The sequence below is a fragment of the Rheinheimera sp. SA_1 genome, from assembly GCF_001669775.1.
GTDB lineage: Bacteria > Pseudomonadota > Gammaproteobacteria > Enterobacterales > Alteromonadaceae > Pararheinheimera.
Map to the genome: position 1 here is coordinate 696,214 of NZ_LXWK01000011.1, position 12,833 is coordinate 709,046.

The 12,833-nt window shown below is 50.5% G+C and carries 13 protein-coding genes; 4 read left to right on the top strand and 9 right to left on the bottom strand.

Features of this window, described 5'->3' with window-relative positions; all coding sequences use genetic code 11:
- The 4 genes from A5320_RS04060 to nudF are packed head-to-tail and all read right to left on the bottom strand — an operon-like array spanning position 1 to position 2,488.
- A complete protein-coding gene (locus tag A5320_RS04060) occupies positions 1-576 on the bottom strand; it encodes a YqiA/YcfP family alpha/beta fold hydrolase (protein ID WP_068062951.1) in 576 nt (191 codons plus the stop codon).
- Positions 573-1,334, bottom strand: a complete 762-nt coding sequence (locus tag A5320_RS04065) for a metallophosphoesterase (protein WP_068061241.1) — start codon at positions 1,332-1,334, stop codon at positions 573-575. The genes A5320_RS04060 and A5320_RS04065 overlap by 4 nt, the downstream gene beginning before the upstream one ends.
- The gene (locus A5320_RS04070; protein WP_068061248.1) at positions 1,334-1,831 is read right to left on the bottom strand and encodes a DUF1249 domain-containing protein; all 498 of its coding nucleotides are present in this window, start codon (positions 1,829-1,831) and stop codon (positions 1,334-1,336) included. Before A5320_RS04070 ends, A5320_RS04065 begins: the two co-directional genes overlap by 1 nt.
- A 9-nt stretch (positions 1,832-1,840) precedes the next feature.
- Entirely contained in the window at positions 1,841-2,488 is a 648-nt protein-coding gene (gene nudF / locus A5320_RS04075; protein WP_068061251.1) for an ADP-ribose diphosphatase, read from the bottom strand.
- A 115-nt stretch (positions 2,489-2,603) separates the two neighbouring features.
- Between nudF and tolC the strand changes: the two genes are divergently transcribed.
- The 3 genes from tolC (at position 2,604) to A5320_RS04090 (ending at position 5,688) form a co-directional block, all read left to right on the top strand.
- The gene (gene tolC, locus A5320_RS04080) at positions 2,604-3,905 is read left to right on the top strand and encodes an outer membrane channel protein TolC (protein WP_068061253.1); all 1,302 of its coding nucleotides are present in this window, start codon (positions 2,604-2,606) and stop codon (positions 3,903-3,905) included.
- Positions 3,906-4,050: 145 nt separating this feature from the next.
- Positions 4,051-4,974 (top strand): LpxL/LpxP family Kdo(2)-lipid IV(A) lauroyl/palmitoleoyl acyltransferase, encoded by a 924-nt coding sequence (gene lpxL / locus A5320_RS04085; protein ID WP_068061254.1) that lies wholly within the window; start codon positions 4,051-4,053, stop codon positions 4,972-4,974.
- A gap of 87 nt (positions 4,975-5,061) precedes the next feature.
- Complete coding sequence (locus tag A5320_RS04090; RefSeq protein WP_068061255.1) at positions 5,062-5,688, top strand: TcpQ domain-containing protein; 627 nt, start codon at positions 5,062-5,064, stop codon at positions 5,686-5,688.
- On the opposite strand, the gene glnE is transcribed toward A5320_RS04090, so the two are convergent.
- Positions 5,642-8,485 (bottom strand): bifunctional [glutamate--ammonia ligase]-adenylyl-L-tyrosine phosphorylase/[glutamate--ammonia-ligase] adenylyltransferase, encoded by a 2,844-nt coding sequence (gene glnE / locus A5320_RS04095; protein ID WP_082971523.1) that lies wholly within the window; start codon positions 8,483-8,485, stop codon positions 5,642-5,644. The two genes, A5320_RS04090 and glnE, sit on opposite strands and share 47 nt — an antisense overlap.
- A gap of 1 nt (position 8,486) precedes the next feature.
- Positions 8,487-9,437 carry a CYTH domain-containing protein gene (locus tag A5320_RS04100; protein ID WP_157605627.1) on the bottom strand — a complete coding sequence of 317 codons (951 nt, stop codon included), beginning with the start codon at positions 9,435-9,437 and terminating at the stop codon, positions 8,487-8,489.
- Between the two features lie 184 nt (positions 9,438-9,621).
- Here A5320_RS04100 and A5320_RS04105 point away from each other — a divergent pair, with 184 nt between their 5' ends.
- Positions 9,622-10,305, top strand: coding sequence for a TIGR04211 family SH3 domain-containing protein (locus tag A5320_RS04105; protein ID WP_068061261.1), 684 nt, complete (start codon positions 9,622-9,624; stop codon positions 10,303-10,305).
- A gap of 76 nt (positions 10,306-10,381) precedes the next feature.
- On the opposite strand, the gene A5320_RS04110 is transcribed toward A5320_RS04105, so the two are convergent.
- The 3 genes from A5320_RS04110 to A5320_RS04120 all read right to left on the bottom strand — a co-directional run bounded on the left by A5320_RS04110 (position 10,382) and on the right by A5320_RS04120 (position 12,697).
- Positions 10,382-10,951, bottom strand: a complete 570-nt coding sequence (locus A5320_RS04110) for a DUF5655 domain-containing protein (RefSeq protein WP_068061263.1) — start codon at positions 10,949-10,951, stop codon at positions 10,382-10,384.
- Positions 10,952-11,023: 72 nt separating this feature from the next.
- Positions 11,024-11,638 carry a DUF7010 family protein gene (locus A5320_RS04115; protein WP_068061264.1) on the bottom strand — a complete coding sequence of 205 codons (615 nt, stop codon included), beginning with the start codon at positions 11,636-11,638 and terminating at the stop codon, positions 11,024-11,026.
- 183 nt (positions 11,639-11,821) lie between these two features.
- Positions 11,822-12,697, bottom strand: a complete 876-nt coding sequence (locus A5320_RS04120) for a LysR family transcriptional regulator (RefSeq protein WP_068061269.1) — start codon at positions 12,695-12,697, stop codon at positions 11,822-11,824.
- Between the last annotated feature and the right edge of the window lie 136 nt (positions 12,698-12,833).

The window sequence follows — 12,833 nt, forward strand, 5'->3', positions numbered from 1 at the left end:
TTACGCTAATTGGCAGAATTTGACAATATCCGGCAACCGATTGGCATAGCCCTGATAGCTGTGATCGCCGCCTTCTTGTACATCTAACTGACAATACTGATAAAAATCGAGCGCTTCACGATAATCCAGCACTTCATCACCAGTTTGCAACAACACTTTTATTGATGATTCTGCAGACGGTTTTTGGGGTACCAGGGCAGCCAGCTGTGGCAGATGTTCAGCGCTGACCTCATAGTGACGCTGCAGCACCGGGTGAAAATAGCGCCCCAGATGGTTTTGCAATAACAAATGTGGTTGTACCGCCGGATTAATCAGCACTGCTTTACACTGAAACTTTTCTGCCAACCGGGTCGCCAGAAAACCGCCCAATGAACTGCCAATGATGGCATCGGGAATGCGACCTTGCAGTGCTTCATCAATAGCGGCAACGGCCTCGAACGGGGTGTAAGGCAAATCTGGTAGTAACAACTGATGTTGCGGTAAATATTGCCGAAAATAGTCCGCGGTCAGCAGCGCTTTTTCAGATTGTGACGAGCTGGCAAAGCCATGCAGATACAGCACTAATTTTGCAGTCAAAGCCGGATAAACTCCCAATATACACTGCCATCGGCAGCAAAATTCCAGACACAACCCTGTGGCCCCTGATCTTCAGTTTGCCAATCTGCGCTTAGTGTAAACTGCACTGAAGTCGCCGGACAACCAACAATAGTCAAACCAGCAGCATGAGTAGTCTGATAAGCATGATGGCAGTGGCCATGCGCCAGACCTTTCACTTGTGGGTGTGCTGCTAATAACGTCAGTAGTGCTTCGGGTTGCTGTAGCGAATGCCGGTCAATAGCTGCGCCAATCGGTATTGGATGATGATGGCAATATATCCAGACTGGCGTTGGGTCGTTTTTAAGGGCAGCTTCAAGTTCAAGTAATCTTGGCGGGTCAACTTCTCCGGCCGGCGTTGACCCTTTGCTGTTTAATAATAACCATTTCCAGCCACTGGCTGATAGTTCGGTGGCAGCAACAAAAGGTGGTTTGGCAAAGGCTTCGGCCATTAACGCGGGTTCATCGTGATTGCCCGGTAAATAAAACACCGGTGATGACCAGCCCTTCAGTAAATCGGCCAACAACAGATAAGATGCCAGGCTGTGATCCTGGGTTAAATCACCGGTCAGGATCAACGCATCAAAAGGCTGGTTTTTTAAAGCACTAAGCAAGGAGGCCAGATGCTGATAAGGCTTAATCTGCTGATAATCGCCCTGAGGGTCAGCGAGCAAATGGCAGTCAGTGAGTTGTAACAAACGGTAAAATGGTTTTACGGCAAACTGATAACGGGCAGACACTAACTTAAGCTCTCCACATTATGGTACCCCTGGCGCTGACACAACATTAACCAATCGCGCAGCAGCAAGTTAATTTGCCGCTTTTCATCGGGCTGCATCATTTCAAGATTTGGGTAATCGTACACTGCTTTAAAACGCCGTACTTGCTGACAAGACACCACTTCAGCCAGCCGGGCATCGTGATATAACCGTACTTCAAATTGCGGCCGCAACCAACCCAAAGCAGTGTCGCTGACATGTTCAATTTTGATGGTGGTGGTGAATTTACAAAGCTCCAGCAGTTTAATGCGGTAGCCTTCGTATTCGTTGATTTGAATGACTTTACTGTCACCTGCGCTGGTAGCGCCAGCATTGATAGTGGCGGCCCCTGCACCGGCATTGTGAGCTGCCACCGCGCCTGGTAAAAAGAATCGCAGCTGGGCATAATTCCGTTCACATAGCGTGAGGAAGTCCGGCACATATGGCTTATAACTGCGTTTTTTGGCCAACAACGTCATGGCTGAATGCTACTCCCAGGCCGCACGAATTTTTGCGTGATTTAATTCCAACCATTGTAGTGCAATCACTGTCGCCGCATTGTCAATTTTACCATCGGCCAATAATTGCATCGCTTCACTGCGACTCATCAGATGCACCCGGATATCTTCATGCTCTTCCGGCAATCCAAAAACGCCGGGTTGCACCGGGGCAATTAATTCGCCTAAATACAAATAAATCCGTTCAGTAGTGCCGCCAGGACTGGATAAATAACTGAGCATTGGCTCTAACCGGCCAAGTGTTAAACCTGCTTCTTCCAATGCTTCGCGCCTTGCCACTTGCTCGCGTTCTTCATCCTGACCGTCTTCATTTTGACCAATCATGCCGGCAACAGCTTCCAACAACCAGGGGCTTTGACTACTGTCCTTCGCTCCCAACCGGATTTGTTCGATCAATACCAGTTGATCAAAGTTCACGTCATAAGGCAACACCACCACCGCATGACCGCGCTCGAACATTTCCCGGGTGACCACCTCACTCCAACCGCCCGCAAACAGCCGATGACGCATTTTGTATTCATTAATCCGGAAAAAACCCTGAAAAACCGTGCGTTGACCGAGGATGTCAACATCATCATGTTGGAAAGTGGGATACTCGATCCCCTTGATTTCAGACATAATACCACTCACATTCTGTTACACTTAGCCGTACAACTTTTACGCATTAGTTGTGACTTAGTGTACGCTAACACGATATTATTCGTTCACTTTAGTTATTCCATAGGATTGGGCTATGAAGAAAACCTTATTACATTCACTGGTCTGTGCGGCCATCGGCCTGTTAAGTCTGCAAGCCAGTGCAGAAAACCTGCAAAATGTTTATCAACTCGCATTAAAAAAAGACCCTCTGGTATTGCGCGCTGCAGCACAAAGCGATGCGGCTAAAGCTGCGATAGATATCAGCAAAGCTAATTTTTTACCTGATATTGGTTTCTCATCGAGTATCGGTAAAGGCCGCGATAAAACTACTGGTGTAACCTCTTCATTTTCAACTAGTTATACTAATCAAATCACCTTACAACAGACGATTTTCAATTGGGCTGACTGGTCAAATTTATCGACTGCTGAAAAACAAGCACTGCAAAGCCAAACCAGCTACAACGCTACGTTGCAAGCGCTGATTGTCAGGGTTTCCACTGCTTATTTTAATGTGCTGAGCGCCGACGACGATTTAACTTTTGTGGTGGCTGAAAAGCGTGCCGTTGAACGTCAGCTGGAACAAACCAAACAACGTTTTGCGGTCGGTTTAACTGCCATTACCGACGTGCATGAAGCACAAGCACAATATGACAGCGTAGTAGCGCGCGAAATCGCCACCACCAATGCGCTGGAAAATGCCAAAGAAGCATTGCAGGAAATTACCGGTGAATACCACTCAAAACTGGCACCGTTAAATACTGCCAACTTCACGCCGGTTGCACCACAACCAGCTGCTGCAACTGACTGGGTCGCGCTGGCAGAAGAAAATAATCTCGATTTAAAAGTCCGCAAACTGGCATTAGAAATTGCCCAGAACGATATTGACATCGCAGACGCCGGACATTATCCAACAGTTGCATTGGATGCATCAAAAACGATAAACGACAGTCGCAATACCTTCCAAAAAGATAGCGATTCGGTTGGTGTGACTTTGCGTGTGCCAATTTACTCTGGCGGCGCCACTTCAGCCAATCAGGAAGTTCGTCGTGCCAACTATGTGGCTACTAGCGAAGATTTGGAATTAGGCCATCGCAGCGTATTGCGTCAGACCCGTAGTTTTTATAACAACGTTGGCGCTGCGATTGCCGGTATTAAAGCACTGGAGCAAGCGGTGATTTCGGCAGAAAGTGCGTTAAAAGCCACTGAAGCTGGTTTTGAAGTGGGCACCCGGACTATCGTCGACGTCCTGATCAGCACGCAGAACCTGTTTAATGCCCGCCGCAATCTAACCAGAGCCCGTTACGATTATATCCTCGCAGTATTATCACTGAAACAGGCTGCTGGTACCTTAACTGAAGCGGATCTGGATATCGTCAACCGCTCGTTAGGTGCATAACTTTCTAAGGTTTTAAGTTTGAAAGGTCCGGTGCGCCGGACCTTTTTGTTTGTGCTGAAAGTCAGCTTTAACAGACCTCCAGCTCTGATCTGTTTTCAGCCGGGATTTCGGTTACAATGCCGTTTTTCCAGTTTGAGGACCCACCTTGATCAAGTCTCCACCTTTTCAATTATCGTTATTGCATCCTCGTTACTGGCTGTTGTGGCTGGCATTAGGCGTGGCTTATCTGCTGAGCTGGTTACCTTATTCCTGGCTGATGGCGTTGGGTCGTAGTTTGGGTCTGTTAACCTTTAAGTTATTAAAATCCCGCCGCAAAATCGCCAGCCGTAACCTTGAACTGTGTTTTCCCGAAAAAACTGCTGCCGAGCAAGCTCAACTGCTGCAGGAGAACGCCCGGCAAACCGGTTGTGCGCTGATTGAAACCATTATTGGCTGGTGGTGGCCGGATTGGCGTTTTAAAAAATTGGCGCAATTTGACGGCTTTGAGCATATTCAGGCGGAACTTGACCAGGGTAAAGGCGTCTTGCTGTTAGCGACGCACATGCTGCACTTAGAAGCCGCCGGCCGGGTAATAGGTCTGACTCACCCCAGCGTTGGTTTTTACCGGCCACACAATAATGCGCTGATGGAATTTTTCATGTACCGCGGCCGCATTCGCAGTAATAAATATATGATTGGCAAACGTGATGTAAAAGGCCTGATCGAAGCCTTGAACAGCGGTGAAATTTGCTTTTACCTGCCGGATCAGGATTACGGCCGCAAGCGGGCGGTATTTGTCCCCTTCTTCGCCGTCGCGGATACCGCTTCAACCACAGGAACCACACTGTTCGCCAAAGCAGCTAATTGCAGTGTGGTGCCGGTGTATACCCAAAGTCTGCCCGGCAACAAAGGGTATCGGGTACAAGCCTTGCCTGCGTTGCAAAATTTCCCGACTGGCGATGATGTAGCAGACATTACGCTGGTAAATCAGATTGTTGAACAGGCGGTATTACAGGCGCCCGGACAATATATGTGGTTGCACCGCCGTTTTAAAACCCGGCCGGCAGAGTCAGACCCAAGCTACTATTAACTTTATGGGCACCCGGCGAAATAGCAGTTGGCAGGGTCGGTTTCTTTGACTAGTATGACGGCTACAAGCAGAAAAAGGATTGCAATCATGTGGTTTTGGGTCAAACACTTATCTGCAGCAGTGGTGCTGTTAATCATCGCATTTGTGGTGTTGTTCAGTCCGGATCTGTTTAAAAGCAGCCCCACCACATCACCAGTCAAGCATTCACAAACTGCCGCCCAGACCTTTACCAATTTTTATGAACAAATCCGCTATTCGCTGGACGGCAGCAAAGACGTATCAAAAGAATTTATCGTCGAGTTACCAGACACCAGCGACAAACTGACCCAAACCCTGGCCGCGCGCACCAACACAGTGCCGGAGCTGGGCCCCAACTGGACCGGCAACTCCACCCAACGTAAGTTTCAGCAAGGCAGCAAAATCCGCGATCAGATGACCGGTTTTGCCGACAGTGAAGGCATTGAACTGATTTGGACCTTGCCACGGGATTATGTAGTGAAACATTATTTCCACAGCGAAGGCGACTACCTGACCACCCTGCGTGACATTGCCACCGCTATTGCGCCAGATTTTCAAACACCGATTTTAGTATTTTTGTGTCCGAAAGAACGGGCCGCAGTGATCACCGACAAAAACAACCCGTTTCTCGATAGCAATTGCACCCACCTTAATGCGGAAGCGCCTGCTCGTTCCCCAGCACCGACGCCCAACTAGCCTGAACTTGTTGCATCGCCGAACTGACATCCGGCAAATCGGTGGTGTCGACTGGTTCCAGCGTCAGCCGGTGACTGACACCGCGTAAATCCCGATAAGCCTGCTGCAATAATCCTGCCTGTTCCAACGGCATCAACCCAGCGATCACAGCCGCATCCAGAATGCGGATATTGTCACTGTACTGATACAGCGCCGGGAAAGTTGCCGCATAAGCCAGCACCAGATATTGACTGATAAATTCCAAATCAACCACACCGCCTGCGGCATGCTTCACCTCGGCATTATCGACGCCATGGTGTTCCCGCAGTTTTTGCCTCATCTCCACTACATCGGTCTGTAGTTTTGGTAAATCACGGGGCTTGGCCAGTACTTCTGCACGGATGTCATCAAAACGCTTGGCAATCACCGCATCGCCATAAATCAACCGGGTGCGTACCAAAGCCTGATGCTCCCAGGTCCAGGCATCTTGCAGCAAATAATCACGATAAGTTTCGATATGCACTGTTAACAAACCGGCATTACCGGATGGACGCAGCCGTGTGTCGACATCATAAAGCACACCACTGGCGGTGCGGGTGGTACAAAGATGCAAAATCCGTTGCACCAGTTTTAAGTAAAACTGCCGCGAATCAATGGCTCTGTCACCACTGGTATCCGCCAGCGAATCACATTGGTGTAAAAATACTAAATCCAGATCTGAGCCGTAACCAAGCTCCAGCCCGCCGAGTTTGCCATAAGCCACTACGGCGAAGTTTTTTGCTGAACCTGCAGCGAGCCCGGCCGGATAGCCATATTTTTCAACCATTTGCTGCCAGGCCAAATCTACCACTTTTTCCATCACCGCTTCGGCCAGCCAGGTTAAATGGTCACTGACTTTCATCAGTGGCAAAATGCCGGTGATATCGGCAGCGGCAATCCGTAACTGCTGTGCTTGTTTATATTGGCGTAATGTTTCCATCACCAACTCTAAATCATCTTCCGGCACCCGTAACAGCTGCAAACGTAAGCGATCGCGATAATCGGCCACAGTTGCCACCTGATACAGCAATTCCGGGTCTATCAGCTCATCGAGCAACATTGGATAACGCGCCAGATGGGTCGACAACCAGCCACTGCGCCCACAAAGTTTCACCAGTTGCTGCAAGGCTTTGGGGTTTTCAAATAGCAATTCGAGATAAGCGGTACGGCTGACAATTTGCCGGAATACCACCAGCACCCGGCTCAGGACCGCCGATCCTGCCTGCTCCAGTTCGAGATCATGCAATAATTGCGGTACCAGTTTCGCCAGCAATTCCCTGCCACGAGGACCGACACTGCGTTTTTGACAATCGTGCTTAAACTGCACCACAGCTTCGACCAGTTGCACCGCATCTTCAGCCGCCAGCCAGTGGATTTCATCTGCCAGTTCAACTGCCGGCAACTCGCTGTCCCAGAGGATCCGGCCCAGCAACACCTGCTCAGGTTCAGCGTTATCTTCATGCGCAATGACCTGTTTAAACTGCTGATGCACCCGCGCCATCGCCTGGTTAATCCGTGTGGTTAAATCGTCCCAGTCTTTGGCGGCACAGGCCAGCACCAATCGCTCGCGCGACAATGGATCCGCTGGTAAGGTCTGGGTTTGTTGATCATCCATGCCCTGCAGCAATTGTTCAACCTGGCGTAAAATCAGATAATCCTGCAGCAGGGCGTCGGCTTGGGCCTGGCTCAGAATTTCGTTGTCAGAAAGCGCCTGCAGCGCCAGAAAAATCGAGGGTTGTTGCAATTGCGGAATACGACCGCCGCGAATCAACTGCAGCGTTTGCACAATAAATTCCACTTCGCGAATACCACCGGCACCCAGTTTAATATTGTCGATGCGGTTGCGGCGGCGGTTTTCCTGCTCAATCAGTTGTTTCATCCGGCGCAAGGATTCAATGGCGGAAAAATCAATATAACGTCGATAAACAAAGGGTTTCAGCATTGATTTAAGTTCATGCGCAAAAGGCTCAAGCGGGTTTAAGATCCGCGCTTTGAGCATGGCGTAGCGTTCCCAATCACGGCCCTGCGCCTGATAATAATCTTCAAAAGCGGCAAAACTCAGCACTAAAGGCCCGCTATCACCAAAAGGCCGCAACCGCATATCAACCCGATAAACAAAACCGTCAGCGGTGACCTGATGCAACAGCGCGATCAGTTTCTGGCCGAGCCTGGTGTAAAACTGCTGATTTTCACAGCTTCGCCGGCCGCCGCTGGTGTCGCCGTTTTGTGGATAAACCAGAATTAAATCAATGTCGGAAGAGAAATTCAGCTCACCGCCACCCAGTTTGCCCATACCGAGGATCAACAGCGGCATGGGCTGGCCTTGTTCGTCCAGCGGCTGTCCCCATTGTTTCGCGAGTTCAGCATAGGCCCAATGATAAGCTGCGTTGATCAGTTGATCCGCCAGCGCCGACACCCGTTGTAGCGACTGTGCCACCGATTGCCGGGCAAACACATCATCGGTCAGAATTTGCACCAGACTGGCGTTACGATGCCGTCGCAGCTGGCTCATCACTTGCGCTTCGGCGGCATCAGTTGTCAGGACCAGCGGTGGCAGTGCTTCTGCGCTCAGGATCGTCGGGATTAGCGTTGGTTGTTGTAACAACACGCGACCGGCAAAGCTGCTGCAGGCGACCAAATGCCGGATTTGCGTCTGTTGCGCCGGTGGCAGCGCCTGCACGATATCCAAGACAGGCACGACGGATAACTGGCTCGCTACGGCTTGTTGCAGCGCGGTACTGATGGGCTGTGCTTGCCATGCTGTTTGCTGAACGCTCATTTCAGACGGCTCCAACAGGCTGCGCTAACAGCCAACCGGAAAAATCCAGCAGCCATAATGATAGCGATGTTGATTGGGTGAGTTCGAGACTGGCGGCACCTCGTAATAACTGCTGCAGCTGTTGATCCGGCTGCAGGGCTGAATCCTGTTGTGTCGATAATAACTGCTGTAATTGTTGCCATTGTTGGGCTATTGCGGCGCCAAGTTGCTGCTGTTCTGTAGGTTGTCGCGCTACATGCTGCAACCATAAATTCTGCTGTAACTGGCGTAATAACAGGCTGAAACTTAACTCTGGTTCGATGGCGACTGGAGCCAGCTGCAACGGCTGTTGCTGTGCTAAACGATAACCCCGCTCAGCTTTGGACTGAAACCCTAAACAAAGCGGCAGCCGTTGTAACAGCTGCCGCGCCAGCAAAAACAACTGCTGCGCATCACCTTCCATCAGCTCCAGCTCAATTTCCAGCAGCGGCTGACGGAGTCCGCCTGCCAGCACCTGCCCCTGATCAAGCACGGCTTCGACTGTGGTACCGTCCTGCAAGGTTAACACCCAGCAATGGCGAACAAAGTCGGTGCGAAACAGCTCCTGTATTTGCTGTTGTAAAGAAGCAACGTCTGTACCTTCAGGCCATATTTCCGCAGGAAAGTCAGTGAGTTGCGGGACGACACCAGCGCAAGGCTGATTGTATTCGGGCCGCACATGGGCGGCGCCCAATTGCTGACCGGCAAGCTTAATGGTTTGCTGATACTGACCATTTTTGCAGCGGGTGCGTAGTCCGGCGTCGTGGCGACGAAACCACTGCGCGGCCGTTTCAAAATAAGCATTCAGTAAAGTTACCGGGGGCTGCGCTACCACTTGCTTAGCCAACGTTGGCCAACAGTCGCTGACCTCTTGCAGCAGATCCGCTGACATCGGGGCTGTCACCCACAGTTTTAATTCTACTTCCAGACTCATGCGACTAATGCCCCTGTGCTGCTGATTGGCGATACTGTTGAATTGCATTGCTGCAGATATGCGCTGAAGAGCGCAACATAGGACATCCAATGGCACGCAGCAAGTGTTTTTGCTTGTCAACCGGTTAACAACTCCCTATGATCCAAGGCAATACTCGCCTGTTCCGGTTGAATGAGAACCTGATATGTCTGATTTGTTCCGCTCTGCTTTTTCCCGCGCTGTTTATAGCACTGTTTTTTTCACCGTGGCTGCTACCAGCGCCATGGTCAATGCCCAGGATGTTACTGCTGAAACCCCGGCAGCCAAGGTTGAAACTCCGGTTGTTGCAGTTGAAAAACCCAGTACTAACGAAAAACCGGCCTTTATTATCGATACCCTGAGTACCCCGGTGCGCTCTGGTCCTGGCAACGAATATCGTAGTATCGCCACAGTTGGCGCTGGTGAAAACGTCACTTATATCGGCCAGAACCCGGCCAACGGCTTTATCAAAATTCGCGATAATGCCGGCAACGAAGGTTGGCTCAGTGGCGAATACATCACCTATACCGCCAGCCCAAAATCCAGTCTGGAGAGTTTAAAACAACAACTCAGTCAGCAGGAAATGATTGCTGCTTCGTTCGAACAAGAACGCAGCACCTTACAAGCTACAGTGACAGCAGCTGAAACCGCGCGTGACGCTGCCCTCGCAGAAGCACAACTGGCCAAACAAACCACTATCGCACTGACCAAACAACTGGCCGAGCAAAACCCACCGCTGGTGCAAAATAAAATGGTGATTGGCGGTGGCATTCTGGCGGCTGGTTTACTCCTTGGTCTGATCCTCCCAATCATCACGCCAAGCCGTCGCCGTAAAGATCGCTGGATGTAATTGTAAACTTCGGGGTCAGAGTCAATTGTTAACGGATTTTTGTTAACAATTGACTCTGACCCCACAGTTAACACTTTTAGCCTGCTGCAGCAAATGCCGCCTGGATCCACCCCAGTAATTGCGCATCCACTTCGCTGACGTTCGATAACCTGACTTTAAAATTACACATTTGCCCGGCTGGCAAGGCTTTCAGCCTTGGGTCTTCCGGCAGCTGTTTGATATTGAGCCCGACTTCAATTTGGCTATTGGTGGCAGGGCCAATCATCGCAAATTGCTTGTTGCGCCGGTAACTGACGTAGGTCTTTTTCGGCGAGGCTTCGAACTCACCAAATTGTTGAATTTCGGCCAGTAATGCGTCATGGATCGGCCGCAGTGCTGCTTTTGCTCCCGTATATAAACCATCCAACACCTGAAGTTCGTCGAGGCCTTCGGCGGCAGACTGGCCATCAGTTTGCCGCACCGTGTGCACCAGCGTATTGGCATCGCCATGGCCCATGCCCAAGCTGGTTTTGAGCATGGTGACCAGCTCGCTGTGTTTGCTCAGACCTGAGTTACTGATGATCAGAGTTAATTCACTTAAAGACTTACCACTACGTTGTTCGATATTGGCCAGCTGCGTGGCCACCGCCTGTTTTAAATCAGTCATTACTTGCTCCAAAACACCACACCCGCCAGTCGGAATGACTGTCGGGTAGGCTGAATAAGCATTTGTTATAAATCAGATATTGCGTAAAGTACAATCTGCAGAAACAGTTCCGACCTCTGCCTGCATACTGCGCCAGCGTTGTTCCAGCGCCATAATACTCACCAGATACACCGCCACCACAATCACTGGTTGCAGGATAAAACTGTGCTCAGGCGCGATGACCCAGGCCGCAGTGCACAGTACAGTGCGCACCACGCCGTGGAATACTCCGACCCAATGTTGCAGCAGCACACTAACCGGTGACCACATGATGCCGGCCAACACCGCAACGGTGAATGGTAAGGAGCGGTAATCCTCCAGGAAAAACGGGATAGCCAACGCATACACCAAAAAACTCATACCTACAGCACTAAGAAACAAAGTATCAAAAAAATTGCGTTCACTGCCTTTTTGAAATTTCATCGACTCGCCGGTTAACTTTGCCAGTCCAAGCGCCAGATAAATAATACTGCCGGTGCCGATAAACACCGCCCAAACCGCAAAGGTGGGTGGCAAGAACGCGCCGGTCAGAATGAGTAAACTCCAGATGATAGTCCCAGCCAGCGGCGTCGCCAAAAAGCGCCGGTTCCGGAATTCTGCCAATTGTGTATCTAAGGATTTGCTTGGGCTTGTTGCTTGATTGTTCATCTTGGTGCTCCATCGTCGCCTGTGGCGACTGCGTTGTTGATGGAGTTATCTTCAAGGTTTTCTACTCGCCTGCACAGTGACAACTGTCATGTTAAAACATGACAAATGTCCTGAGTTGCGATAGTGCTGAACTGATGTGGTCGCTGCGAAAAGTTGTTTAAAGTGCGAAGCCCGCTGCAAAGGCTAAGTCAAAAACCTTAAGTGCCCGATAAAACTACGCGCCACCGGTCCCAAAGTGTCGGCATCATTAAAATTCAGATAAAAAGTGGCAGAACGTTTAGCGCCACGTGGTAATTGCAGCGGTATTAATGTGCCATCATCCAGAAATGGCTGGACCGCAGTGAGCGGTAGCCAGGCAAAACCGAGGTTTTTGCGCAGTAATTCGATGGAGGTGCCGACATGGCTGACGGTCCAGCGCTGATCGGAACCGAGCCAGCCCACGTCTTTTTTCTGCTCCAGCGCCGAGTCGCGGATCACAATCTGCCGACAGGTTTTCAGCTCTTCCAGTGTCAGTTCACGGGGTGGCAAATTCAGTGGATGTTCGCGCCCGGCCACCGCAATAAATTCCACCTGACAAATATCTTCCGATAAATTATCCGGTAGCGTAAAAGGCGACAATGCGATATCGGCTTTACCCTGGCGCAGTAACTCGTTGGCGCCGGTAAGAATGGTCTCTAAAAGTTCGATGCGGATCAGCGGATATTCGGCTGAAACCGCTGCCAGTACCTGAAACAATTTATCGCGTGGGAAAGCTTCATCCACTGCGATATTGAGGCTGGATTCCACCCCGGATTTTAAATTCAGCGCCACGTTTTCCATGCGTTCGGCTTCGGCCAGCAAATAATTAACCCGGCGCAGCAATTGCTCGCCAGCGGCGGTCAGCATGGTTTTGCGACCTTCTACCTGAAATAAAGTCACCCCCAGCAATTCTTCCATTTTATGCACCGCATGGTGAATGCTGGACTGACTTTTATAGATCACATCCGCCGCTTGCTGAAAACCGCCTTGTTCAGCGACAGCTTTAAACATCCGCCATTGTTCAATCGTTGAACGTGCCATTCGTTTCTCCTAATACCCGTCATCCTTGAAAATCCGGGGTTGTTGCCTTCGCTCATTCGCCCCAGTCACATAGAACTGCTATGCTCTGGGCCGGGCTGGCGTTCCAGTCTCACTCTCTCGTCGCCTACCCGAATCT